Consider the following 24,624-nt stretch of genomic DNA (forward strand, 5'->3'; position numbering starts at 1 on the left):
ACCGGCGCCGGCCGCAGGCGGCGGGCTACAGGGTTCCGGCGCTCCGCCTCTTCGCCTCGAGGCGGCGTTCTTCGTCGAGGCGCTCCAGTCCGGGGTCGGAGTGGTCGACGAACTGCATCGCGTCGGCGATGACCCGGTGGCCGGCCACCTCTCGAATCTGGCGGTGCATCTCCTGGCAAACTCTTCGATAGCTTGGATGGCCTGCCGGTTGGGTTCGGAGTTCCAGCAGGTGGAACGCCTCCCGGGCGTTCATCTCGAGCATGTAGCGGATCCGGTAGGCGAAAGGCACCACGTACTGTGCGACGTCGGCATTGGTCGCAGCTCGCACCCGTTCGTAGAGCACGCCGGCCTCCTCCATGATCCCCTCCCACTCTTCGAGGAGGCCTACGCCGGCCACTTCCTCAGGGGTGTCGTATCCGAAGCGGGTGGTCAGGCGCTGCCATTCGATCGTGAGCATGCGGTGCCGCTGGAGGTCTCTGAATGCCCCGTAGTCCGAGAGCACGTCGAAGCGGTAGTAGACGCGTTCCATCGCTCTGCCGGGCTTGTGCCGGCGGTTGCGGCGGTCGCCGAAATAGGCGGTGAGGATACGACGGCGCTCGTCCGCCGAGAGGAGTCCCACCATCTTCAGCAGCTGTGAATCCGGCATCTCGGACGACGCGTACAGGGCGGCGGCGGCGACCTTCAGTTCGGCTTCGGGATCCCAATCGACCAGCGTTACTTCCTCGCGCGCCTCCGGCTCCTCTTCGAGTTCAGCTGCGATGCCGGCGACCGCTCCTGCCGTCCGGGCCAGGTACTCGCTCCACATGCCGCCGCGGTCCTGTAGATCGACTCGCTTCATGAAGGCGGGAATCTGCTTGCGGAGTTCTTCGAGCATCATCGCCCCGTACGAGCGAACCTCGGTCAGCGGATGGGCCTGCATCCGGACGAGGGCCATCTCGTAGGCTTGGCCGGTGCCGTAGATTCCGACGTTCGACTGAGTGGCGGCGGGCAGTACCCCGCGTACCGTGTCGTAGGCCTTGGCGCGGATCGTTGAGCGCCAGACGAAGTCACTGTCACCCTCCTGCTGCGGGTGCAGGGCGGAGAAGTGGTCTACCAGCCTCTCGACCGCCGTCGAGTAGAACGTGAAGATCCGTTCCATGTAGGCGGTGAAGTCCTGCTCCAGACCGGCGGCACGGACCTCTTCCGGAACGAAATACCTGTAGCGGTCGCCGAGGGGCCGGTCGTAAGCGATGTAGCGGGTGCTCTGTTCCAGATACGCGGCGATCCTGCCCCATTCGAGGACCTTGGTGAGCACGTTGGATGCTTGTTCGCAGGCGAGGTGGACTCCGCCCAGCTGGGCAACCGAGTCGTCCCCGTATTCGAGGAAGATCCGATCGTAGAGGTCCTCAGCTTTTCCGAGTTTGACGACGCCGTCTTTTCGGCCGAGCGCCCCGGCGATCACCTCGATGCCGAGTTCGGGCTTCTCGACGAACTCGTCGAGAAACAGGCGGCGAACCGACTTGTGGGTACGTGAATACCTGGCGAAGAGAGCGCCTTTGACGACCTCGGGGAGATTGATCAAGCCGAAAACCGGCCGATCGGTGTTGGTGAAGAAACGGGAGAGTACGTCGATCTCGGCTTGCGTGAATAGCTCTTGGTAGTAGTCGCTCACTCGCGCGGATATTACCGGAAGGGGAACTCCGACGGGTTAGCCTTCCGTTTCTATGAGCGTGTTCTGGTTGAGAGTGATAATCGCCGCATTGCTGCTGGCAGTGGTGGCGGTGGCGGCGGTTCCGCTGTTGGTGCTGCTCGACCTGGGCTCGGGAGGCACGGGATACGGAGTGTGCGGCGACGGCTTGTCCAGTTGCGCAACCGATTTCGGCTCCGGGCCGGCACTCGCAGTCGGCCTCGCGCTGGTGCTCTTCGGACTCGTGGCGACCCTTCGGGTGATGATGCGGATAGTCCGGCGCATGGAGCGCCGCAAAGAGATCGCCGAAGCAACCCGCCGGTTGAGCGCCAAAGGCTGATCAGTGAGCGGGGCTGACGGCCTCTGCCGCCGGGATTTCGTCGTTGTCTCTCGTCGTGTTCACCACGACGTAGATGGCGCCGAGAATCAGCGCCGAACCTATCCACCCCCGCGTCGTGAGGCGCTCCTCCAGCAGCCAGGCCGCGAACGCCACCGCAAACACCGGTTCGAGAGCGAGGACGACGGCCGTGCGGGCCGGGCCGACCACGGTCTGTGCCCAGACCTGGAGGATGAAAGCCCCGCCGCTGACCGCCAGACCGGTGAGGAGAAGAGCCGGCATGTCGGACGAGGCCGGCAACGGGAGCCCTTCGAAGACGGCCGAAGCCGCCAGCGATGCACCGGCTGTGAACAACAACTGCACCGCGGTGAAGGGCACGACGGGGTGACGGTAGGCGACCCTGGATAGCACGACGATGTGTGCGGCGAACGCCGCGGCACATCCGAGCGTCATCAGATCACCGGCTCCCAGGCCGAAGGAATCGTCGAGCGTGAGCAGCGCCAGTCCGACGAAAGCCGCCACGGCACCGAAGGTGGTCCATGGGTTGGGCCGGCGATGGGTGACGGCTCCCGCCAGCAAGGGCGTGAACACGACGTACAGGCCGGTGATCAATCCCGAGTTCGATGCACTCGTCAGCGAAAGGCCCCACGTCTGCAGTGCGAAGCCTGCGAAGAGAAACACTCCGGCGAGAGTTCCCTCTTTCCAGATTCGGCTGCCGCGCGGCCAGGCGAGAAGGAGAAGCGTCACTGCGCTGATCAAGAACCGCCAGCCGACGAACGAGAGGGGCGGCAGGGTTTCCACCGCCTCTTTGATGACTACGAACGTCGCCCCGAAGAAGAGGGCGGCGACGGCGAGCGCGAGATAGGCAATGGGGGGGCGGCGCATGGGAAGGCAGGTTAGGACGTTTGTGCGAGAAGCCCGTCCAGATCATGGACGACCACGTACAGGCCGGAAGCCGAGGCCGCCTCCTCACCGTCGACGGTGAGAGATCCGGACAGCCTGAGGCGCCGCCCGTTGCGCTCGTCCAGCCGCCCGCGGAGAACGATCGGGCCACGGTCGATCTGAACCGGTCTCCGATAGCGGATCTCGAGGGTGGCGGTGACGATCATCACCCGTTCCTCCACCATTCCCGCCCAGGCGAGGATCTCATCGAGGGCCGTCGCCGCGATCCCCCCGTGCAGAATGCCCGGTCCGCCCCGGTGCTCGTCCGCCGGTGTGAAGTCGGCAACCACGTCCCCGGCATCCCGTCGGAAGCCGTCCACTCCCAGGCCGATCGAGTTGGCCCGCCCGCAGGCGTAGCAGCCGTCGTTGAAATGCCTTCGGATGCGGTCGGCGAGGTCTGTGAGGTCGTGTTCAGTCGGCAACGCCGACCCCGCCTCCGTCGAGCGAGGTGATCCCGACCAGGGCATGAACATCCCAGCCGTGCGACTCCAGCAGCTCCCGGCCGCCTGAGAACGTCTTCTCGATCACGAAGACCGCCCCCACGACCTCGCAACCTGCCTCTTCGGTTATCTCGCCGAGCGAGGCTGCGGTTCTGCCGCCGGCCAGGAAGTCGTCGACGATCGCCACTCGCAGGCCGGGATCGAGCACCCGTCTGGCGACCTCGACGCGGTACTCGGTTCCCTTTGTCGGCGAGGAGACCTCCCTCGAAAACGTGTAGCGCTCTCCGGGCCCGAGGTACTTCTTGGCGTACACCATGGGGATTCCCATCTCCCTGCTGGCGGCGAGGGCCGGGGGAATCCCGCTTGCTTCGGCAGTGAGCAGCAGGTCGGGTCGTCGATCGGCCAGCCAGGCCGCAATGTCGACGCCTATTGCCGTCATCACTTCCGGATCAACGCGGTGGTTCAGGAACCGGTCGACCATCAGGAGGTCGCCGTTGACTTCTCCGTACTTGGCGATGGCTGCTCGAAGATCCACGGGCGGCATCGTAGTGTGACGAAAACGCCCATGATCCAGTAGCCCCGCACCGGCGCTGGACGCTCCCGGCTCCTACTACCCTCCCGCCGCATGGCAAGAGGTCACCTTCGGGCAGACGGCACAGATCCAACACCGGCAGAGAAGGCACACGCCCGCAAGGTCGGTGATCGGCTGGCCCGCCGCTATCCGGAGATCGGAACCGCTCTGGCCTACGACAGCCCTTGGCAACTGCTCGTGTCGACCGTCTTGTCGGCGCAGACGACGGACGAGACCGTGAACAAGGTGATTCCCGTCCTCTTCGCCAAATACCCGACACCCGATGATCTGGCATCTGCCGATCCCGAGGATGTCGAATCCATCGTCTTCTCCACCGGTTTCTACCGTCAGAAGACCAGGTCGGTCCTTGCTCTCGCCGCAGATCTGGTCGACAAACACGACGGTGAGGTGCCGGTCGACATCGACGAACTCACGAAGCTGCGGGGAGTGGGGCGCAAGACTGCCAGCGTGGTTCTCGCGGAGGCATTCGGGGTTCCGGCGATTGCGGTCGACACGCACGTCAAGCGTCTTTCCAACCGGCTCGGACTCACGACCGAGTCCGACCCGACCAAGATCGAGGCGGATCTCAAGGCGCTGTTTCCCAGAAGCCGGTGGAGGCAGCTCTCCATGCGGCTAATCCAGTACGGCCGCGATATCTGCGACGCCAGGAAGCCGGCCTGCTTCCAGTGCGGTTTGATCGACCTGTGCCCGTTTCCGGACAAGCGGATGAGCGGGTAGTTGCCGACGGAGGTACACGGCAACCGGCCCCAACCGTCTTTCCAACGCGGCCGGCAGGGGAGATGCTTTCGCCGGCAGGCAGGAAGAGTGGGGGCTGAGTGAATCAGCCTCGCGAGATTTCCCGGGAGATCATCCGCCTGGGCGTTCCGGCGCTGGGGGCACTCGCCGCGGATCCTCTGGTCTCGCTGGTCGACACCGCCTTCGTCGGCCGGTTGGGTGCGACGCAGCTGGGTGCTCTCGGAGTGGCGACGTCGATCTTCACACTCATGTTTGTGACGTTCAACTTCCTCGCCTACGGGACGACGTCGCTGGTTGCCCAACGAATCGGCGCGGGTAGGCGCGAGTCGGCGGCGCAGATAGTCGGCCAGGGAGTGTTTCTGGCACTGGTCATCGGCGCCGTCGGTCTCGCCGTCGTTGAGAGCGCCACCGGCGCCTTGTTGGGGTTGATGCAGGCCGGGGAGGAGGTTCTCGACGCGGCCACCCCCTATTTGAGAATTCGCGCCCTGGCGATTCCGGCCGTCCTGCTCATCACCGTCGGCCACGGGGCCTTCCGCGGGTTCCAGGACACCGTCACTCCACTGGTGGTGACGATCGGGCTGAACCTGGTCAACCTGATCCTCGACCCGATCCTGATCTTCGGACTCGACTGGGGGATCCGCGGCGCGGCGGTGGCCACGGTCGTCGCGCAATGGGCCGGTGCAATCTGGTTTGTGACGCTGATGGCCCGTTCCGACTGGGGTGTCGCCTGGCGCCCGCCTTCGTGGCAGGAGTTGCGCCCGTTCCTCAACGTCGGCGGAGCATTGTCGATTCGGACCCTCTCGCTGGTCGCGGTGCTGACACTCGCCACGGCGACTGCGGCTTCGATCGGAACGGAGGAGGTCGCCGCCCATCAGGTCGTCTCGCAATGGATGCTGTTTCTGGCCCTGGTCGTGGATGCGCTCGCAATCGCCGCGCAAGCGATGATCGGCCGGTTCGTCGGCGCAAACGATCCGGAGGCCGCCCGGCTGACGGCCCGGCGACTCTTGACCTGGGGATGGTGGATCGGGCTGGCCCTCGGGTCGATCATCCTGGCCGGCCGGGGTGTTATCGCCGGATGGTTCAGCAGCGACGAGACCGTTCGGGAGCTGACCGGATCGGCGATGTTGATCCTCGCCGTGATCCAGCCGATCGGGGCACTCGTATTCGTGGGTGACGGGCTCTATCTGGGAGCGGGTGCGTTTCGATTCCTGGCAGGAGCAACGGTTTCTGCGTCGGCGGTCACCGCGCTTCTGCTCCTCGTCACCCCGCGCATGGAATGGGGACTGACCGGTGTCTGGTGGTCGATTGCGGTTCTGATCGCGGTGCGCGGACTGGCGTTCGCAGTCCGGTACGGGCGACGGTCCTCGCTCGGGTGACATTACGGGCTTCGAAACAAGCCGCGGATCTGGGAACATCTCCTCAACGACCCGGGTTGGACCAACAGCTATGGAAATAACGATCATCGGTGCCTTCGTTGCCGGCCTCTTCTCATTTGTGTCTCCGTGTGTGCTGCCCTTGCTGCCCGGGTACCTCAGCCTCATGTCCGGCTATTCGGTGGCCGATCTCCAGGAGAGCTCGGCGTCGTGGAGAAGGATGCTGGGCGTTACCAGCTTGTTCGTGCTCGGCTTCACGCTCGTCTTCGTCGCTCTCGGGGCGGGAGCGACCAGTATCGGCGGATGGCTCCAGCGCAACAGCGTCGGGCTCTCGAAACTGGCCGGATGGATGGTGCTCGCCTTCGGCGTTCTCATCGTTCTGACCGCACTGCAAAGAGGCGGCCGACTGACCTCGTGGATGATGCGCGAGCGCCGCATGCACGTCGACACCGGCCGAATGGGACTGTGGGGACCGCCGGTCATGGGGCTCGCCTTCGGCTTCGCCTGGACACCGTGCATCGGCCCTATCCTCGGCGGGATCCTGCTCATCGCCTCCGCCCAGGACACGGTCTTGCAGGGAGTCGTCTTGCTCTTCTCCTATGCCATGGGCCTCGGCATTCCGTTCATCATCGCCGGGGTCGGCATGAGCGCGACCTTCAAGGCCATGACCTTCATGAGGAAATACTTGCGGCCCATCAACGTCGCTTCGGGCCTCCTGCTGGCAGTGTTCGGGATCGTGATGATCACCGGCAACCTGACCCGTATCGCCACCTGGATGCTGGACGTGTTCGGAGACACCCCGTTCGGCGACTTCATCAACGAGAGCACGTAGCGGCCGCCGGGGTCCGGTCGGGAGCTTCACCTTCCGTGCCCCGAATCGCTGCTCCGCTAGTACCCTCCGATCCATGCCCGTTGTCCCCGATCGCTCCACCTTTCTCGACCTCGCAGCCGGCCACGGGGTCGTTCCGGTGTCGATGCAGGTTCTGGCCGACCGCGAAACGGCCGTCACCGCCTACGAGAAGCTGGTCGGGGACGATCCGGGGTTCCTCCTCGAGTCTGTCGAGGGAGGCGAGAACTGGGCACGCTGGTCTTTCGTCGGGTGGAACGCCGAGTACACCCTGACCGCCCGCGACGGAGTCTCCAGCCTCGACGACCCGGAGGTTGAGCTGCCCGACGGCAACCCGCTGGAGGTTCTCGAGGGGTTGATCTCCAGGTTGACCGCCGCCCACTACGAAGGGCTGCCTCCCCTCCACACCGGGGCAGTCGGGTGGCTCGGCTACGACGCGGTTCGCTATGTGGAACATCTCCCGAATCGGCCGCCGGACGACCGCCGGCTGCCGGAGATGATGTGGCAGTTCGTCGGGTCGCTCGCCGCCTTCGACCGGCTGGCACAGCGCATCACCCTGGTTCGCAACGTGTTCGTCGGTGACGATCCGGCCGGGCAGTACGACCGGGCCGTCGCCGATCTGGAGGATGCCGCTGCCAGACTCGGCCGGCCGTTCCTCTACGAACCCCGGTCTGCCGGCTGGGAGGCCGCCGTGCCGGCGGCCGGATCGACGCTCGAACGGGATCAGTTCGAACGGGCAGTGCATCGAGCCAAGGAATACATCTTCAGCGGGGATGCCTTCCAGATCGTCATCAGTCAGCGACTCGAAGTGCCGTTCACCGGCGATACCTTCTCTGTCTACAGGGCGCTGCGAATGATCAACCCTTCGCCCTTCTTGTTCTATCACAAGCACCCGGAGGTCACGGTGATCGGCTCGTCCCCCGAGTTGATGACCAGAGTGCGCGACGGTGTCGTCTATTCACGCCCGATTGCCGGCACCCGGCCGCGCGGGGATACGCAGGCCGAAGACGAGCGACTTGCAGAGGAACTTCTGGCCGACCCGAAAGAGCGCGCCGAGCATGTGATGCTCATCGATCTCGCCCGCAACGACGTCGGCCGGGTGTGCGAGTACGGGACTGTGCAGGTCGACGATCTGATGGTGATCGAGCGTTACTCGCACGTCATGCATATCGTATCCGGGGTCTCCGGGAGGTTGCGGCCCGGTATCGGCCCGGTCGACGTCCTGCGCGCAACCTTCCCGCACGGCACGGTTTCCGGGGCGCCGAAAGTCCGTGCGATGGAGATCATCGACGAGCTCGAACCCGTGACCAGAGGGCCGTATGCCGGCGCAGTCGGCTACATCGACTTCTCCGGGAACATCGACACCGCCATTTGCCTGAGAACCGTGGTCGCGGCCGACGGCAAGGCCTGGGTGCAGGCCGGAGCGGGTCTGGTCGCCGACAGCGATCCGGCGGCAGAATACGATGAGACGATGAACAAGGCAGCGGCCGCGCTGGCCGCCATCGCTGGAGCCGCGCATGTCTGAAGCTTCCTTCGGGGACGTGACCGGGGAGTACCTGGCGATCCGCGGGGCGGCCGGACTCGTCGCCGGCCGGCACGAAGCAGTACGCGTACACGGCCCGGACGCAATCACGTTCCTTCAGAGTCTTCTCAGCCAGGACCTCACAGCGCCGTCCGGTTCGATTGTGCGGTCTTTCCTGTTGAGCCCGCAGGGCAAGTTGCGGGCCCTGCTGTGGGTTCTGATCGGGGAGGAGGAGGTCGTTCTGATCACGGACACCGGAACAGCGGAGACGGTGAGGGCCGACCTTCTGCGCTACCGGATCCGGGTCGACGTCGAGATCGAACTCGAGGAACGCCCGGTGTTCGAGCTGCTCGGTCCTTCGTCGGCGGGTGTCTTGAGAGCCGCAGGCCGGGCCCCCGGGGAAGGATGGCGCGAGACGGAAGATGGATGGGTTGCCCGTGCCCCGCTCGGCGGCCTGGACCGCTTCATCTGCGCGGGACTGGACCCGGCAGCCCTGGTCGAACACGGCGCCCTCCGCTGCGGTCATCTCGCCGCAACGGCCGTGCGCATCGAGGCGGGCGAGCCGAAGATGGGTCAGGACGTCGACGAGTCGACGATACCGCAGGAGTCGGGGCTGGTGGCCGACAGCGTCTCGTTCACCAAAGGTTGCTACCTGGGTCAAGAACTGGTGGCCCGCATCGACAGTCGCGGTCATGTCAACCGCTATTTGCGCGGGTTGGTGGTGGGCGAAAACGTGCTGCCGCCTCCGCAGGCCGGAGTCTTCGCCGGCGATCGGGAGGTCGGTGTGGTCGGATCGGTCGCCGAGTCCCTCACGCTGCGCGCACCCGTTGCTCTGGCCCTGGTGAGGCGCGAGATCGAACCGGGGGACGCCGTCGACGTCCGGTGGCATGGTGGAGCAGTCCAAGCCATCGTCCGGGCACTGCCGCTCGATGATTTCACCGTTCTCTGATCCTTTTCGAACAAACCCTGACCACGATGGTGGGCCGAACCGGGTTCGGAAAGGCGCGCGGACCTCTGTGTGCGACGCGAGGATGGAGAATCATGAACAAAGGTTCGGTCCTGCTGATCGAGGACGAGGAGAGCATCGGGGAGATGCTCACCACGGTGTTCGAACGCGAGGGCTTGCGTGTCGTCCATGAGCTGACCGGCGAGGACGGGCTTCGGAGACTCGAGAGGCTCGAGCCTCTCGTCGTGTTGCTCGATCTCAATCTCCCGGGAATGGACGGCGTGGAGATCTGCCGGCGTATCAGGGCGAAGTCGGAGATCCCGGTCATCATGCTGACGGCCAGGGACACCGAGATCGACAAGATCGTGGGCCTGGAGATCGGAGCGGATGACTATGTCACGAAGCCGTTTTCTGCAAGAGAGCTCGTGGCGAGGGTCAAGGCGGTTCTGCGCCGGTCCCAGGGCCGCACCGATGATCGCCGTTTCATCGAGGTGGCCGGCTGGGAGATCGACGGCGGCCGGCGCGAGGTGAGGCCTCCCCAAGGCGATCCGGTTCGTCCCACCGCCAGGGAGTTTGACTTGCTCTGGTATCTGGCCGACCACAAGGGGATGGTCCTGTCGCGGGCGCAGATCCTGGCGGCGGTGTGGGGTTACGACTATTTCGGCGAGACCCGCACTGTGGACGTTCACATCCGGCAGCTGCGCAAGAAGCTGGACGGGATACCGATCGAGACGGTCTGGGGAGTCGGCTACCGGGTCGAGGCAGGCTGAGGCATGCGCCGACGATTCTTCTGGTCGCTCCTCGGTGCGGTCGCCACGACCCTGTTGATCGTCTCTCTGGTCGGGGCCCTGATCACGTTGTCGGTGGTGCGCGCGCAAACCCGCTCGGAGATGGAACGGCAGATCTCCCAGATCGCCGGACTGGTCCAGGACGCCCTCGTTGCCGACGGAGTGGACCTGAGTACCGCCAGGACCCGTGAGCTACTCGCCGAAGGGTCGGCGCCCACGGTGCGCCGCCTGCTGTTCGAGGCCGGCCGGGTAGCCGGACCCGAAGCAGACGTGCGCCTGGTGGCGGTGGCGGCAGACGAGCGCATCATCGGAAACTCTCTCCCGGCCGCGGTGGTTCGACAATTCGACTTCGGTTCGGTCCTGTCCGGAGGAGTCATGGCAGATCGAGTTGCCGATCTCGAAGGCGGGGCCGTCGTGGAGGTGGTCGCCCGGTCGGTCGCCGAAATAGGCCGAACGGGGAGCGTCCTCGCGGTGGTGATGATTCGACAGTCCGACGTCCTCGAGCTCGGCTCCATAGCCCGGCAGATGATCCTGCCGTTGCTGGTCGCGGCCGGCGTGGCGGCGGTGGCGGCCGGCCGTATGTCGAACTGGCTGGTCAAGCGTCTGGCGGACCTCCGGCAAGCGGCCGGCGAGCTGGCGGCCGGTAATCCAGGGGCGCGCGCCCGGGTCGACGGAGCGGATGAGATTGCCGATGTGGCGACTTCGTTCAATCAGATGGCGGACGAACTGGAGGCGACGCGGCAACGTGAACGCGACTTCCTGATGAGCGTCGGGCACGACCTCCGCACCCCGCTCACCACGGTGTCCGGGTACGTCGAGGTACTGGCGGAAGGGGAGGTCGATCCTGCCGAGATCAACCGGATCGCCGGAGTGCTCGACCGGGAAACGGGCCGGCTCAGGCGGCTGATCGAGGATCTCATGCTGCTGGCCAGGCTCGAGTCACGGGAGTTCTCGATTCGTGGGGAACCGGTTGATGTGGTGGCGCACCTGGGTGAGACCATCGAGACCTTTCGAGCACGTGCCGAGGCGGCGCACCTGAACCTCCGGTACGAGCCGGCTGGATCGGGCATCGTCGATATCGATCCCGATCGGCTGGATCAGATCACCGTCAATCTCATTGAGAACGCCCTCAGGTACACACCGGAAGCCGGCCGGGTCATCGTTCGCCTGGCAGTCGATACCGCAACGGTGCGGTTGGAGGTCGTCGACACGGGTGCCGGGATCCATGCTGAAGACCTGCCGCACATCTTCGAGAAGTTCTACGTGGCCAGGAAGTATCGCCGGGTGCGTCCCGAGGGCTCAGGGCTCGGATTGTCGATAGTCAAAGAGATCGTCGAAGCCATGGGCGGCTCCATAGAAGCCGGGACCGATCCGGGTGAGGCCGGCACGACGATAACCGTGGTGCTGCCGGTGTCCTCCCCACCTGCCTCTACGATGTAGACCCTAATGCTCGACAAGATCGTTGCCGCAGTGCACGGGCGGCTCCCCGAGGTCATTTCACAGACCGACGCTCATCGGGCGGCGGCCCGGGTTTCCGACCGCGGGTTCGCGGCCGCACTCTCCGCGCCGGGCATCTCCGTCATTGCCGAGGTCAAGCGCCGTTCACCATCGCGGGGCACTCTGAACGCCGGTCTGGACCCCGCCCGGCAGGCGGCCATCTACGAGCAGGGAGGCGCTGCCGCTATCTCGGTCCTGACCGAGCAAGACCACTTCGGCGGATCGCCGGCCGACCTCGAGGCTGTACGGCTGTCGACGGCGCTGCCGGTGCTGAGGAAGGACTTCATCGTTCATCCCTCGCAGATCTGGGAGTCGGCGGCGATGGGAGCCGACGCGGTTCTGCTGATCGTCGCGATTCTCGACGACCGGACGCTGGGCGGGCTGCTCGCCGAGGCGCACGAGGCCCGCTTGCCCGCCCTGGTGGAGGTTCATTCTGCGGAGGAAGCCGCCCGGGCGGTCGCCGCCGGGGCCGGGATCATCGGGGTGAACAACCGCGACCTCACTACGTTTGAGGTCGATCTGGCCACTGCCGAGAGGCTGGCTTCCCGGATCGAGGGCCCGTCGATTCGCGTCGCCGAGAGCGGGATTCACACTCCGGCCGATGTGAGGAGAATGGCACAGGCCGGATACGACGCAGTGCTGGTGGGGGAGAGCCTCGTCCGGTCCGCCGACCCCGCCGCGTTGATCGGCCGATTCCTGACGGCGGCCGGCTGATGTGGGTGAAGATATGCGGATTGAGCCGCGCCGCGGATGTCGAGGCGGCGGTGGAGGCCGGCGCCGATGCCGTCGGCTTCGTTCTGGCCGAATCGCCGCGCCGGGTGTCGCCCGAGACGGCCCGCAGGCTCGGGGAGGGCCTCACCGTTCAGCGGGTGCTCGTCACCGTCGATGCGCGGCCCGAGCAGTTGATGAGATGGGTTGCGGCTACCGGGGCAACCGGCGTGCAACCACACGGCCTCCATTCCGCAGATGCCGGAAGTGCCGCGATCTCCGAGGGTCTACTCGTTCTCCATCCGGTGCGGGTTCGGTCCCGGGTCGACCTCGGTGAGGTCCCGGCCGGCCGGATTCCGCTGCTCGACACGTTTGAACCGAACCGTCACGGTGGCTCCGGGTCGTCTTTCGATTGGGACCTGATCGGGCCTGCCGACCGCGACTTCGTACTAGCCGGGGGATTGAACTCCGAGAACGTCGCCGGGGCGATCGCCCGGGTTTCACCGTGGGGTGTTGACGCCTCATCCGGCCTAGAGTCTGCGCCCGGTGTGAAAGATCCCGAACTCATCAGAGAGTTCGTGAGGGAGGCCAAGAAGAAATGAAACTGGAACGACCCGACGACCGAGGCCGATTTGGCGAGTTCGGAGGACGGTTCGCTCCGGAGACGTTGATGCCGGCCCTCGAAGAACTCGAGAAGGCTTTTGAGTCCGCATGGTCGGACCGGGCGTTCAGGGATGAGCTCGACCGTTTGCTCCGGGACTTCGTCGGCAGGCCGACCCCGATTTTCGAGGCGCAGCGCCTCAGTGCCCGGTTGGGGGTGCGGATCCTGCTCAAGCGCGAGGATCTGGCGCACACCGGTGCTCACAAGATAAACAATGCTCTCGGACAGGCGCTTCTGGCCCAAAGAATGGGAAAACCCCGCATCATCGCCGAGACGGGTGCCGGGCAGCACGGTGTGGCCACCGCCACCGCGGCGGCGCTTCTCGGACTGGAGTGTGAGGTCTTCATGGGCGAGAAGGACATCGAGAGGCAGGCCCTCAACGTCTACCGCATGGAGATGCTCGGAACCAGGGTCACCGCGGTGACCAGCGGCGCCGGCACGCTCAAAGACGCCGTCAATGAGGCTATGCGCGACTGGGTGGGCACCGTGGAGAGCACCCATTACGTGATCGGGTCAGTGGTTGGGCCGCATCCGTTCCCGTGGATGGTTCGAGAGTTCCAGCGGATCATCGGCGACGAGTCCCTCGAGCAGCTGGGCGATCAGCTTCCGGACGTGGTGGTTGCCTGCGTCGGGGGCGGTTCGAACGCCATCGGCATGTTCTACCCGTTCGCCGGCATGGGCGTCGAGCTCGTCGGGGTGGAGGCAGCAGGCGAAGGTATCGCCACCGGCCGCCACGGCGCTTCACTGACCGAAGGTTCGCCGGGCATCATCCACGGGACCCGGACCTTTCTATTGCAGGACTCCGACGGCCAGGTGCAGGAAGCACACTCGATTTCGGCAGGACTCGACTATCCCGGGGTCGGCCCCGAGCACGCCTACTTCCAGGAGCTCGGCATCGCTCGCTACGTTTCGATCACCGACGAGGAGTCGCTGGCCGGCGTTCGGTTACTGGCCCAGACCGAAGGAATCATCCCCGCACTCGAATCGGCGCACGCCATCGCCTGGATTGAGAAGGCGGCTGCCCAGCTGACGGGCAAAACCGTCCTCGTCAATCTCTCGGGCCGCGGCGACAAGGACGTACAGCAGATTGCAGAGGTGACGGCGTGAGCGCCGAAAGACTCAGTTCAATGTTCGCCGCCACCCGGGCGCGGCGCGGAACTGCGCTGCTTCCCTTCATGACGGCCGGATTGCCCGATCCGGGTCACGCCGTCGACATGTTCGAGGCGATGGCAGCGGCCGGGGCCGACGGCTTCGAGGTGGGGATTCCGTACTCGGATCCGCTGATGGACGGGCCGACCATCCAGGAGGGCGGAGCCCGGGCTCTCGCGGCGGGTGTCGGCCTCAGCGAAGGCCTGGAAATCGCCGGTCGGGTCGTGGCCCGCACCGGATTGCCGGTGATGGTCATGACCTATGCGAACGTGATCGCGCAGGCGGGTCCGGATGAGTTCGCGCGCCGCGCCGCCGATCACGGTGTGAGCGGGGTGATCGTGGCCGACCTCCCGCTGGAAGAAGCCGGCTTCGTCAAGAGCGCAGTGGAGCGCGCCGGTCTGGGCATGGTGCTGTTCGCCGCGCCGACGACCACCGACGCCCGGTTGCGTCTTATCGTCGATGCCGATCCTGCCCTCATCTACGGAGTTGCCGAGGTGGGCGTAACCGGCGAACGCGTGGAGGCCAGCAGCCGGGCCGCCGATCTAGCCCATCGGGTGAGAGCACTAACCAGGACACCGCTGGTGATGGGGGTCGGTATCTCCACCCCTGCGCACGCGGCGGCCATCGCCGGGATCGCCGACGGGGTCATCGTGGGCTCCGCCCTGGTGCGCCGGGTATTGGAAGCAACCGGCCCGAAAGAAGCAGCAAACTCGCTGTCCGCGGCAGTGGCCGCATTCAGGGAAGTGCTCTGAACTCGCGACTCGCGACGAGGAACTCGCGACCGGTTCGCAACGGTCACCCGTCTGAAACTTGGACCGTTCCAGCCGGGAGTGGGGAGTGGGGGGATGCGGCGAAGATCGATCCAGGATCCGGGTGACCGTTGCCCTTTCAGGATACTCCTATTCCCGTCTTGCGGGTGGACCGGCGCCACGGCTGAAGTGGCGGGTTGTGCCCGCGCGTGCTCTACACTGCACGCCGAGCCGGGGTGGCGAAATTGGCAGACGCGATGGACTCAAAATCCATTGGACCTTGGTCCGTGCGGGTTCAAGTCCCGCCCCCGGCACTAGCCCGCGTGATCGCCGCCAAGCGAGTCCTGATGTCCCGCATCGAACAGAGAATCTTTCAGATCAACGAGCAACTCGCCGAACTCGTCGGGGAAGAGGAGCGAGTGTTCGAGGAACTCCAGTTCCACCGCCATATCAACGACGACGCACAACGCGACGCCCTCGTCTCAGATCATCCGGAGGACCGGGCGCTGGCGAGGCAGACCGGCGCCGACGTGGCCAGATTCGAGCGGGCGGTCGAAGAGGTACGGGCCCGCAGGGCGAGGCTGGAGGAGAAGCGGCGGAAACTCTTCGACAAGCTCCGGGACCTATGATCATGGTTCATGCCGACCCTCGCACTTCTCGACGGCCATAGTCTGGCCTACCGGGCGTTCTACGCGCTTCCCGACGACCTTGCCACGCGGTCGGGTCAAGTCACCAACTCCGTCTACGGTTTCGCCAGGATGCTGGTCCGGTTGCTCAAAGACCACGCGGTGGATGGTTTGGCCGTTGCCTGGGACACCGGCAGGCAGACGTTCCGTACCGAGGAGTATCCGGAATACAAGGCGCAGCGCGACAGGGCGCCGGACAGTTTTCGCAGTCAACTGCCCCTGATCGATGAGGTCCTCGACGCGCTGGGGATCACCCAGTTCCGTATGCCGGGTTACGAAGCAGACGACATCATCGGCAGCGTGGCGAAGTCTGCGGCCGGTCGGGGGTGGGACGTTCTGATAGTCACAGGCGACCGTGACGCTTTCCAGTTGGTCGACGAACGTGTGAAGGTCGTCTACACACGCCGGGGAATCTCGGACATCGTGATGGCGGATGCCGATTGGGTGAGGGAGAAATACGGGATAGGCCCTTCCCAGTATGTGGATTATGCGGCGCTCCGCGGCGATCCGTCTGACAATCTGCCGGGTGTGCCCGGTGTGGGGGAGAAGACTGCCTCACGCCTGGTCGCGTCGTACGGCACCCTCGCAGCCATCTATGAGCATCTCGACGAAATGACGCCGAAGCTGCGCGACAACCTGGAAGCCGCCAGGGAGCAGGTCTTTCTCAATCAACACCTGATGCAGCTGGTTCTGGATCTGGAGACCGGTTCGTCCCCCGACGCCCTCGAGTGGACGAACTGGGACATCGAGCGCTTGAAGGAACTCTTCCAGAGCCTCGAGTTCAGCTCGCTGCTCGAGGAGCTGATGGTGGTTCATCCCGAAGGTGCGCCGGTGGTCGAGCCGCTGGACGTCGAGGTCGTCGTTCCGCCCCGGGGCAGCATCGCCGCGCTGCTGCGTGGCCTGGACCGGATTGCCTTCGATCCGCTGTACGACGGCGGCGAGCTCGCCGGCATCGCAGTGGTGGTCGACGATCGAACGGCCGCGTTCTTGTCGGTGGACCGGATCGAGGAGTGGAGCCAGGCTCTGAGCGACGAGAGCGCGCCGAAGATCGTCCACGACGGGAAACGGTTTGTTCGGGAGATGATGGCCCGAGACATCGCCGTCAGGGGTGTCCAGGTCGACACAGCCCTGGCCGCCTACCTGTGTGATCCGACTTCCCGCTCTTTCGATCTGCGGGATCTGGCGGATCAGTTCCTCGGTATCGAGGTCGAGTCGCCCGACAAGGAGGAGCCGGGAGTAGTGCAGGGCGCATTCGATTTCTCCGGAGGCCCGGACCTGGAGGGCGCCGGCCGGAGGGCGATGGCCCTGAGCCGGGTGGCGGACGTGCTGATCGAGCAGCTCGAGGAACGGAGCGAACGTTCCCTGTTCGACGAAGTGGAGATGCCGCTGGTCGGCGTGCTGGCGCGCATGGAGGCACGCGGCGTCCGGATCGACCGCGAATACCTGGAGGAGCTGGGAAACGACCTGCGCAAGCAGCTCGCCGATCTCGAGGTCTCCATTCACGAGGAGGCAGGCGGCCCGTTCAACATCAATTCGACGCTGCAGCTGCGCGAGGTGCTGTTCGACCAACTCGAGTTGCCGGTTCTGAAGAAGACGGCCAAAGGAACGCCCTCGACCGATGCCTCGGTGCTGAAGAAGCTCGCCGATGCGCATCCGATCGTGGCGCACCTCTTACGCTACCGGGAACTCGAGAAGCTTCGCTCGACCTATGTCGACGGCTATCTGCCGCTCATCGCCGCAGATGGACGCATTCACACTTCGTTCAATCAGATCGCGGCGGCAACGGGCAGGCTCTCCTCCGACAATCCCAATCTCCAGAACATCCCCGTGCGATCTGAATCCGGCATGCTGATCCGGCGGGCGTTCGTTCCCCGCCGGGGATGGACCTTCGTGGTTGCGGACTACTCGCAGATCGAACTCCGGATCCTGGCGCATCTCAGCGGCGATCCCGGCCTGCTCGAAGCGTTCATGAACAACCTGGACATTCACACCGCAACCGCGGCACGGGTTTTCGAACGAGATCTGGAGGACGTCCCGCAAGAGCTGAGGAGGCGGGCGAAGGCGATCAACTTCGGGTTGCTGTACGGGATGGAGGCCTTCGGTCTGGCCGACCGTCTCGAAATCAGCCGGGATGAAGCCACAGAACACATCGACGCCTATTTCGCGCAGTTCCCGGATGTGCGGGCTTTCATGGACTCGGTCGTCGCAGATGCCAAACGGCTCGGGTACACCGAGACGATGTTCGGCAGACGCCGCTACCTTCCCGAACTCAAGAGCGATAATTTCCGCATCAGGCAGATGGGGGAGCGGATGGCGTTGAACGCTCCCATCCAGGGGGCGGCCGCCGACATCATCAAGAAGGCAATGGTGGAACTCGACGACCGGCTGGCTGCGATGGAGTCGGCCATGCTGCTGCAGATTCACGACGAGTTGGTCCTCGAAGTACCTCCCGAGGAGATCGAGTCGGCCACCGAACTGATGGTGTCGACGATGGAGAACATCGTTGAGCTCTCCGTGCCGCTGCGGGTGGATGTGTCGAGCGGGTCCAATCTGGCGGAGTGCAAGAGTTGAGCCGGCGCGAGCACAATCCTGGGACTAATTGCCAGACAGGGGATCTCGACTAGGGCGCTCGAGTTGTCCGTGATACACTCTTTTCGCCTCGCGCTATCTTGCCGCGGGAGCAATCTCTCTCGGAGGAAACACAACCACCCATGACGACCGAAAACGAATCCGCGCCTATCGCCGACGAGGCGAGCGACGCGGTGGCCGACCTCGAACCGGAAACTCCGGCGGCCATAATCGACCAGACGACCGATGAGCCCGTGGCGCCAGACGCCGCCGACGAAGCAGCTGAGGAGGAGACGGCATCAACCGTCACCGAGTCTGCCGTTGAAGAGGCACCTGCCGAGCCAGTCACCGAAGATGCCCCCGTTGGGGCTGTCGCGGAGACCGCTGCGGAGGAGACGCCCGCAGAGCCCGCGGCCGAAGACGCCCCGGTTGAGGCCGTCGTCGAGGAAGTCGCCGAGACGGCTCCCGAAGCCGAGGAACCCATCGTCAAGAAGTCGACTCCGATCGTCGCCAAAACCGTCGGTCAGCTGCCCGACGACATTGCCGACGACTTCATTGCCGCACTGGAGCACACGGTGCTCGAGTTCTCCGAGGGCGATATCGTCGAAGGCACCGTTGTGAGCATCGATCAGAACGAAGTTCTCGTCGACATCGGCTACAAGTCCGAAGGTGTCATTCCGGTATCCGAGTTGTCCATTCGCAACAACGTGGACCCCGCCGCGGTGGTTACGCCGGGCGAGCGCATCGAAGCGGTCGTGCTCGACAAAGAAGACGACGAAGGTCGCCTCATCCTCTCCAAGAAGCGCGCCCAGTACGAGCGCGCCTGGGGTCGCATCGAGTCGATCACCAACGAGGGCGGCACCGTCACCGGTCCCGTGATCGAGGTCGTCAAAGGCGGTCTGATCGTCGATATCGGTCTACGCGGATTCCTGCCGGCCTCGCTCGTCGAGTTGCGCCGGGTGCGCGATCTCGACCAGTACGTAGGTCAGGACATCGAAGCGAAGGTCATCGAACTGGATCGGAATCGCAACAACGTCGTGTTGTCCCGCCGGGCCTTCCTCGAGGAAGCTCAGGCCGAGCAACGCCAGGCTTTCCTCGATGAGCTGGCAGTGGGCGAGATCCGGCCGGGTGTCGTTTCGTCGGTCGTCAACTTCGGTGCGTTCGTGGACCTTGGGGGAATGGACGGACTCGTGCACGTCTCCGAGTTGTCCTATCAGCACGTCAACCATCCTTCCGAGGTTGTGAAGGTCGGCGACGAGGTGATGATCAAGGTACTGGAGGTCGATCTGGATCGTGAGCGGATCTCCCTGTCGGTCAAGCAGACCCAGGATGACCCGTGGGAAGCCTTCTCGAGAGAGCACGAGGTGGGATCGGTTGTCGACGGAAACGTGACGAAGACCGTTCCGTTCGGAGCGTTCGTGTCGGTCGGCGAAGGTGTCGAAGGCCTCGTGCACGTTTCGGAGATCGCCGCGCACCGCGTCGAGTCCCCGGAGCTCGAGCTTTCAATCGGCCAGCCGGTGAAAGTCAAGGTCACCGAGATGGACGAGAGTCGCCGTCGCGTGAGCCTCTCCATCAAGCAGGCCTCGCCGGATTGGCAGGATCGTCCGCAGCCGGCGGCCGCTCCGCCCCGGGAGCCGCGCCGTCGCGCACCCGAGCGTCGCGAGTTCGAGCGGGAGGCCGAGACGACCGAAGAACGATCATTCAACGTAGATTCGAGTCTTGAGGCTATCCTGCAAGAATTGAAAGAACGTGGGATAGGCCGTCGCTAGAAAACACGGCTTGACAATCTCACGATCTGTGGCAGCCTCGGTACTTATAGTGGGCGTCGGGGAGGCCGGGTAATGACGACTCTGCGACGACAGGGGGATTCTGTGTTAGGTAACGGTTCGGTACCTACGAACCCGGCGTTGCCGCGCGTTGTCCCATTCACTGAAATAACGGTGGGGTCAATGCCCTTCGATAGACCTCACGATGTAAGGAGCTTCAATGGGTAGACGGACACTCGTACTGGTGGTTGCGCTGCTGCTCGCAGCCGTCGCCACGTTTGCCGTGTACAACTTCCTCTCCAACGTTGAAGAGGAAGCAAGACAGGACCGAGCGTACGTCGAGGTCTTTGTAGCAGCGGATGATCTATCGGAGGGCACTCAGGGAAGTGCGGTTCTGGAGCAGATACGGTATGTGCTGAGAGAAATCGAAGCCGTGAATTACTGTGAACCGGAAGAAGCGTGCGACCCGGGAACACTGGACGCCAACAAGGTTATCGGGAACATCGACCAACTGAATGCCGCGCTGCGCAACCGTGTTGCGGCGGGTCCGATTTCCCGTGGTCAGGTACTGACCACCGACCAGTGGGTTGAGATCACAACCGAGATCCAACCCCTGGCCGGGCGCATCTCGGAGGGCAAAGAGGCGATCACCGTGTTCGTCAGCGCCGAGCGCGGCGTGTACGGCTTCATCGAACCCGGCGACCGTGTCAATGTGATCGTCTCGATGGACCTGGAACTCGAAGTCCCGGTCGGGGAAGAACTGGTCATCGGCGAGGTTCAGCCGACGCCTGATGAGACCGGACCGACTCCTGTGACTGAAACGAATACCGTCACGAAGGCCTTCACCCGATACGTTCTGCAGGGCCTTCCGGTGCTGGCGATCGGTCAGGAAGTGAAGCCGGACGAGGACGCTCCGGTCGAGATAGTCGCCCCGACCACTGCTGCGGAGGGCGAGGCTGCTCCCGCCGCCGAGCAGGCCCCCGGCAACATCGTTCTGACCCTCGAACTGACACCGGATCAGGCCGAGAGAATGGTCTTTGCACAAGAAAACGGATCCGTCTGGCTCACGCTGGTACCGCCGAGCTTCATCGCGGTCTCCGATCAGCCCACCGAGGGCGTGACGGTTGAGAAGTTGTTCGGACCCGAATACGGGTTCCTGACCAAGCTGTTCCCGTTCCTCGCCGACCTGGAAGAGTTGCTCGCAGAAGAATGACAACAGACTACGACTGGGATCAATTCGGGATTCTCATCGTCGATGACGACGACGAGTTCCTAGACGAGGCAAAGCGGGTGTTCGACGGTCGCGTTCCGACCGCGCGCACGCTGGCCGATGCGCAACGCGCCGTTGAAGCGGGGGACACTGCTCTCGTCTTGTTGGGGCCGTCGCATGCACACGAGGCCGGGATCAAAGCTGCCACGCTCCTGCAGGAAATCGACCCCGACATCTCGCTCGTTCTGGTGGCAGGTACCGTTACCGCCCCGCTGCTGCGTGCCGCCCTCAGGGCCGGCCTCACCGATGTGATCGAGGCGCCGGTTTCGGCAACGAAACTGGCGGAGATCCTCGATCAGGTAGAGAGCCGCCCGCAGCGCAAGCCGGCGGTCGGGGCGGTGGAGCCGTATGCGCCGACCGGACCCCGTGAAGGGCGCATCATCACGGTCATGTCGGCCAAGGGTGGAAGCGGCAAGACCGTCATGGCGACGAACCTCGCCATGTTGCTGGCCCAGAACCACGACCCCAAGCGAGTCGTGGTGGTCGACGCGGATCTTCAGTTCGGTGACGTTTGTCTCGTGTTGCAGCTCGAGCCGAGACTGACCGTGGTCAACGCCGCTCAGGAAATCCACCGGTTGGACAACGCCTTGCTGGATTCGCTGCTGACGAAGCATCCCACCGGGATGAGTGTCCTGGCCGCCCCGCTGGAGCCGGCATTCGCCGACGAGATATCAACGGCGTCGATGGTGGAGATCCTCGGCAGGCTGCGCACCATGTTCGATTACGTGATCGTCGATACGGCCTCCTTGCTCGACGAGCTGCTTCTCTCGCTGCTCGAACGAGCCGATGAGGTCCTGTTCGTGGTCGATATGGATCTGCCGAGCGTCAAGAACGCCAAGCTGGCACTGGAGACCCTGCGCCTCTTGAAGTTCCCCTCGGCCAAGATCCAGCTGATTCTCAATCGGTCCAACGCCAAAGCGCGCTTGGACGAGAAGGAGATCGAGAAGTCATTGAAGATGAAGATCTCGGCGAGCGTTCCTTCCGATGGTCTCGTCCCTGCTTCCGTCAACGAAGGCCGTCCGGTCGTCGAGAGCGCTCCGAAGTCCAAGGTGGCCAAGGGTTTCGAAACCGTATACAACCTGGTGGCAGGGCCGACATCCGAGTCAAGTCGGGCGTCAAAGCGCCGATGGATATAGCGTGATCATCTGCGCACCCCCAAGGAGGATCTAGATCATGGCGTCGCTGTCTGAAAGAGTCGCAGCTGCCAAGCAAACGGGCGTGACGTTCGACTCGCAGCGCGAGAGCGCCTTCCGCGAGTTGCGCGGCAAGCTGCATTTCCGCATCGTGGAGGAGCTTGGCCCCACGCTGTACGACCGGCAGATGAGTGACGCGGAGCTGCGTTTGCGTGTCATGGAGATGCTCGAATGGGCGGTCGATCAAGAAGAGAGCGTTCCGCTGTCGAGCGCCGACCGTTCCCAGCTTCTCAATGAGATCGCATCCGATGTTCTCGGTTACGGCCCGATCGACCCCCTTCTCAACGATCCGGACGTCACCGAGGTCATGGTCAACGGTCCCCACAGCGTCTACGTGGAGCGCGACGGCAAGCTCGCCCGCACCGACGTGCGGTTCGTCGACGATGTCCACCTGCGTCGAATCATCGACAAGATCGTCGGCCAGGTCGGCCGGCGGGTGGATGAGGCGACCCCGCTGGTCGACGCTCGTCTACCGGACGGTTCCCGTGTCAACGCGGTCATTCACCCGCTGGCGATCGGTGGACCGTTCCTCACCATCCGTAAGTTCTCCGTCGACCCGTTGCAGGAAGAAGACCTGGTTCGTTTCGGGTCCTTGAGTCAGAAGACGGCCGACTTCCTGCGCGCCTGCGTGGAGGGTCGGTTGAACATCATCATCAGCGGCGGTACCGGCTCCGGTAAGACGACCACCCTCAACGTGGCTTCGTCCTACATTCCCGAAACCGAGAGAATCGTCACCATCGAGGACGCCGCCGAGCTGCAGCTCCACCAGGAGCATCTGCTCAGCCTCGAGTCCCGGCCTCCCAACCTGGAAGGTCAGGGCATGATCGCCATCCGTGACCTCGTCCGGAACTCGTTGCGCATGCGTCCGGACCGCATCGTCGTCGGCGAGGTTCGAGGTGGCGAGGCGCTCGACATGTTGCAGGCCATGAACACCGGCCACGACGGGTCGCTGACCACGGTCCACTCGAACTCACCGCGGGACACCCTGTCCCGAATCGAGACGATGGTCCTAATGGCGGGTTTCGACTTGCCGGTGCGGGCGATTCGCGAACAGATTTCTTCGGCTGTCGACCTCATCGTCCACATCGCCCGTCTGCGCGACGGCACCCGTCGTGTGACCCATGTGACCGAGGTGGAGGGCATGGAGGGCGACATCATCACTCTTCAGGATCTCTTCTTGTTCGACTTCGGCATGGGCGTTGACGAGGACGGCAAGTACCTGGGACGCCTGAAGGCGACGGGCATCCGGCCGAGCTTCAGCGACCAGCTCTCCGACATCGGCATCCGCCTGCCGGGCGACCTCTTCGATCCCGAACCGTTCGCCCGCCGGTCCGATCAGTTCTCAATGGGACGGTAGCCATCAAGAGACTTCTTGCCGTCGGCCTCGTTGCGGTTCTCCTGGCACCGGCCGGGCTTCCGGCGATGGCGCAAGACCAGGAAGCCTCCGTCGACATCCTCGACATCAACGTGGGCCGTTACGACGAAGACGGCCGCGTCACCATGGTCGTCGAGTTCCGCAATATCACAGGTCTCGACTCGGACGAGATCGTGGTCACCGAGAACGGTGAACCCGTTGAAACCGTCGAGGTCGAGTCCATTTCAGAGTCGACCGTCCGGGTTGGGGTGGTGCTGGTCATCGACGTGAGCGGAAGCATGGCCGGCGACCCGATCGATGCGGCAAAGGCGGCCGCATCCAACTTCGTCCGCAACAAGCGTGACCAGGACTTCATCGCCCTCCTCACCTTCGGCGACGAGGTCAACGTTCTCTCTGCCTTCAGGAACGAACCGGCCGAGCTGCTCCGCCTGATCGGCACCCTGGAAGCAGGCGGGAATACCGCTCTCTACGACGGCGTCATTCGCGCCGCGAACATGTATCAGGGAGAGGCGGCGGAGTTGCAGCCGCACCTGATCATCCTGACCGATGGCGCCGACGACGGTTCCGAAGCCGTTGCGGACGATGTGCTCGCCGTCCTTGGTTCACCGGATGCGCCGCGGGTGTTCGGCATCGGGCTCGAGTCGCCGACGTTTGATCCGGGCCCGTTGCAGAGCTTCACTGCGGCTACCGACGGCCTCTACCTCGCCACCTCGGACCCAACCGAACTGAACACCCTGTACGACCAGATTCAGCGGGAACTGGACAACAAGCTGGTTCTTCGTTTCAACGCTTCGACGAAGAGCCCGGGCGACGT

General features: G+C 64.4%; 23 protein-coding genes and 1 tRNA gene. 20 read left to right on the forward strand and 4 right to left on the reverse strand.

Going from position 1 to position 24,624, the window contains the following annotated elements; genetic code table 11:
- Positions 1-25: 25 nt before the first annotated feature.
- Positions 26-1,651 carry an FAD-dependent thymidylate synthase gene (locus VLT15_00900; GenBank protein ID HSR43772.1) on the reverse strand — a complete coding sequence of 542 codons (1,626 nt, stop codon included), beginning with the start codon at positions 1,649-1,651 and terminating at the stop codon, positions 26-28.
- Between the two features lie 52 nt (positions 1,652-1,703).
- On the opposite strand from VLT15_00900, the gene VLT15_00905 reads away from it, so the two are divergent.
- Positions 1,704-2,006, forward strand: a complete 303-nt coding sequence (locus VLT15_00905) for a hypothetical protein (GenBank protein HSR43773.1) — start codon at positions 1,704-1,706, stop codon at positions 2,004-2,006.
- Here the strand turns inward: VLT15_00905 and VLT15_00910 are convergent, their stop codons facing one another.
- The 3 genes from VLT15_00910 to VLT15_00920 are packed head-to-tail and all read right to left on the reverse strand — an operon-like array spanning position 2,007 to position 3,920.
- Positions 2,007-2,888: a DMT family transporter gene (locus VLT15_00910; protein HSR43774.1), complete on the reverse strand. Its 882-nt coding sequence runs from the start codon at positions 2,886-2,888 to the stop codon at positions 2,007-2,009.
- A gap of 11 nt (positions 2,889-2,899) precedes the next feature.
- Entirely contained in the window at positions 2,900-3,367 is a 468-nt protein-coding gene (locus VLT15_00915) for a PaaI family thioesterase (GenBank protein HSR43775.1), read from the reverse strand.
- Entirely contained in the window at positions 3,357-3,920 is a 564-nt protein-coding gene (locus tag VLT15_00920) for a phosphoribosyltransferase family protein (GenBank protein HSR43776.1), read from the reverse strand. Before VLT15_00920 ends, VLT15_00915 begins: the two co-directional genes overlap by 11 nt.
- 90 nt (positions 3,921-4,010) lie before the next feature.
- Here VLT15_00920 and nth point away from each other — a divergent pair, with 90 nt between their 5' ends.
- The 19 genes from nth to VLT15_01015 all read left to right on the forward strand — a co-directional run.
- Entirely contained in the window at positions 4,011-4,694 is a 684-nt protein-coding gene (nth, locus tag VLT15_00925; protein ID HSR43777.1) for an endonuclease III, read from the forward strand.
- A 98-nt stretch (positions 4,695-4,792) separates the two neighbouring features.
- On the forward strand, positions 4,793-6,088 hold the full coding sequence (locus VLT15_00930; GenBank protein HSR43778.1) for an MATE family efflux transporter: 1,296 nt from the start codon (positions 4,793-4,795) through the stop codon (positions 6,086-6,088).
- A gap of 70 nt (positions 6,089-6,158) precedes the next feature.
- A complete protein-coding gene (locus tag VLT15_00935; protein ID HSR43779.1) occupies positions 6,159-6,917 on the forward strand; it encodes a cytochrome c biogenesis CcdA family protein in 759 nt (252 codons plus the stop codon).
- Between the two features lie 73 nt (positions 6,918-6,990).
- Positions 6,991-8,457 (forward strand): anthranilate synthase component I, encoded by a 1,467-nt coding sequence (gene trpE, locus VLT15_00940; protein HSR43780.1) that lies wholly within the window; start codon positions 6,991-6,993, stop codon positions 8,455-8,457.
- Positions 8,450-9,403, forward strand: coding sequence for a glycine cleavage T C-terminal barrel domain-containing protein (locus tag VLT15_00945; GenBank protein HSR43781.1), 954 nt, complete (start codon positions 8,450-8,452; stop codon positions 9,401-9,403). The genes trpE and VLT15_00945 overlap by 8 nt, the downstream gene beginning before the upstream one ends.
- A gap of 92 nt (positions 9,404-9,495) precedes the next feature.
- Positions 9,496-10,170 (forward strand): response regulator transcription factor, encoded by a 675-nt coding sequence (locus tag VLT15_00950; protein ID HSR43782.1) that lies wholly within the window; start codon positions 9,496-9,498, stop codon positions 10,168-10,170.
- A 3-nt stretch (positions 10,171-10,173) separates the two neighbouring features.
- Positions 10,174-11,628 carry a HAMP domain-containing sensor histidine kinase gene (locus VLT15_00955; protein HSR43783.1) on the forward strand — a complete coding sequence of 485 codons (1,455 nt, stop codon included), beginning with the start codon at positions 10,174-10,176 and terminating at the stop codon, positions 11,626-11,628.
- Positions 11,629-11,634: 6 nt separating this feature from the next.
- Positions 11,635-12,399: an indole-3-glycerol phosphate synthase TrpC gene (trpC, locus tag VLT15_00960; protein HSR43784.1), complete on the forward strand. Its 765-nt coding sequence runs from the start codon at positions 11,635-11,637 to the stop codon at positions 12,397-12,399.
- Complete coding sequence (locus VLT15_00965) at positions 12,399-12,995, forward strand: phosphoribosylanthranilate isomerase (GenBank protein HSR43785.1); 597 nt, start codon at positions 12,399-12,401, stop codon at positions 12,993-12,995. The genes trpC and VLT15_00965 overlap by 1 nt, the downstream gene beginning before the upstream one ends.
- Positions 12,992-14,161, forward strand: a complete 1,170-nt coding sequence (gene trpB, locus VLT15_00970) for a tryptophan synthase subunit beta (protein ID HSR43786.1) — start codon at positions 12,992-12,994, stop codon at positions 14,159-14,161. The genes VLT15_00965 and trpB overlap by 4 nt, the downstream gene beginning before the upstream one ends.
- On the forward strand, positions 14,158-14,955 hold the full coding sequence (gene trpA, locus VLT15_00975; protein HSR43787.1) for a tryptophan synthase subunit alpha: 798 nt from the start codon (positions 14,158-14,160) through the stop codon (positions 14,953-14,955). Before trpB ends, trpA begins: the two co-directional genes overlap by 4 nt.
- Positions 14,956-15,182: 227 nt before the next feature.
- Positions 15,183-15,266, forward strand: a tRNA-Leu gene (locus tag VLT15_00980).
- A 33-nt stretch (positions 15,267-15,299) separates the two neighbouring features.
- Positions 15,300-15,581, forward strand: a complete 282-nt coding sequence (locus tag VLT15_00985) for a hypothetical protein (protein HSR43788.1) — start codon at positions 15,300-15,302, stop codon at positions 15,579-15,581.
- Between the two features lie 9 nt (positions 15,582-15,590).
- On the forward strand, positions 15,591-18,209 hold the full coding sequence (gene polA / locus VLT15_00990) for a DNA polymerase I (GenBank protein ID HSR43789.1): 2,619 nt from the start codon (positions 15,591-15,593) through the stop codon (positions 18,207-18,209).
- 140 nt (positions 18,210-18,349) lie between these two features.
- A complete protein-coding gene (gene rpsA, locus VLT15_00995) occupies positions 18,350-19,975 on the forward strand; it encodes a 30S ribosomal protein S1 (protein HSR43790.1) in 1,626 nt (541 codons plus the stop codon).
- A gap of 217 nt (positions 19,976-20,192) precedes the next feature.
- Positions 20,193-21,185 carry a Flp pilus assembly protein CpaB gene (cpaB, locus tag VLT15_01000; GenBank protein HSR43791.1) on the forward strand — a complete coding sequence of 331 codons (993 nt, stop codon included), beginning with the start codon at positions 20,193-20,195 and terminating at the stop codon, positions 21,183-21,185.
- Positions 21,182-22,378 carry an AAA family ATPase gene (locus VLT15_01005; protein HSR43792.1) on the forward strand — a complete coding sequence of 399 codons (1,197 nt, stop codon included), beginning with the start codon at positions 21,182-21,184 and terminating at the stop codon, positions 22,376-22,378. Before cpaB ends, VLT15_01005 begins: the two co-directional genes overlap by 4 nt.
- A gap of 37 nt (positions 22,379-22,415) precedes the next feature.
- Entirely contained in the window at positions 22,416-23,792 is a 1,377-nt protein-coding gene (locus tag VLT15_01010) for a CpaF family protein (GenBank protein ID HSR43793.1), read from the forward strand.
- Between the two features lie 65 nt (positions 23,793-23,857).
- The coding region (locus VLT15_01015; GenBank protein HSR43794.1) for a vWA domain-containing protein at positions 23,858-24,624 on the forward strand (767 nt) is incomplete at its 3' end.

The organism is Acidimicrobiia bacterium, assembly GCA_035471805.1.
Lineage (GTDB): Bacteria > Actinomycetota > Acidimicrobiia > Spongiisociales > JAHEDJ01 > JAHEDJ01.

Bases quoted from the DNA above. Each gene is read 5' to 3' on its own strand.
- VLT15_00905 (HSR43773.1), top strand. From the start codon at position 1,704: ATGAGCGTGTTCTGGTTGAGAGTGATAATCGCCGCATTGCTGCTGGCA.
- VLT15_00910 (HSR43774.1), bottom strand. From the start codon at position 2,888: ATGCGCCGCCCCCCCATTGCCTATCTCGCGCTCGCCGTCGCCGCCCTC.
- nth (HSR43777.1), top strand. From the start codon at position 4,011: ATGGCAAGAGGTCACCTTCGGGCAGACGGCACAGATCCAACACCGGCA.
- VLT15_00935 (HSR43779.1), top strand. From the start codon at position 6,159: ATGGAAATAACGATCATCGGTGCCTTCGTTGCCGGCCTCTTCTCATTT.
- trpE (HSR43780.1), top strand. From the start codon at position 6,991: ATGCCCGTTGTCCCCGATCGCTCCACCTTTCTCGACCTCGCAGCCGGC.
- VLT15_00945 (HSR43781.1), top strand. From the start codon at position 8,450: ATGTCTGAAGCTTCCTTCGGGGACGTGACCGGGGAGTACCTGGCGATC.
- VLT15_00950 (HSR43782.1), top strand. From the start codon at position 9,496: ATGAACAAAGGTTCGGTCCTGCTGATCGAGGACGAGGAGAGCATCGGG.
- VLT15_00955 (HSR43783.1), top strand. From the start codon at position 10,174: ATGCGCCGACGATTCTTCTGGTCGCTCCTCGGTGCGGTCGCCACGACC.
- trpC (HSR43784.1), top strand. From the start codon at position 11,635: ATGCTCGACAAGATCGTTGCCGCAGTGCACGGGCGGCTCCCCGAGGTC.
- VLT15_00965 (HSR43785.1), top strand. From the start codon at position 12,399: ATGTGGGTGAAGATATGCGGATTGAGCCGCGCCGCGGATGTCGAGGCG.
- trpB (HSR43786.1), top strand. From the start codon at position 12,992: ATGAAACTGGAACGACCCGACGACCGAGGCCGATTTGGCGAGTTCGGA.
- VLT15_00985 (HSR43788.1), top strand. From the start codon at position 15,300: ATGTCCCGCATCGAACAGAGAATCTTTCAGATCAACGAGCAACTCGCC.
- polA (HSR43789.1), top strand. From the start codon at position 15,591: ATGCCGACCCTCGCACTTCTCGACGGCCATAGTCTGGCCTACCGGGCG.
- rpsA (HSR43790.1), top strand. From the start codon at position 18,350: ATGACGACCGAAAACGAATCCGCGCCTATCGCCGACGAGGCGAGCGAC.
- cpaB (HSR43791.1), top strand. From the start codon at position 20,193: ATGGGTAGACGGACACTCGTACTGGTGGTTGCGCTGCTGCTCGCAGCC.
- VLT15_01005 (HSR43792.1), top strand. From the start codon at position 21,182: ATGACAACAGACTACGACTGGGATCAATTCGGGATTCTCATCGTCGAT.
- VLT15_01010 (HSR43793.1), top strand. From the start codon at position 22,416: ATGGCGTCGCTGTCTGAAAGAGTCGCAGCTGCCAAGCAAACGGGCGTG.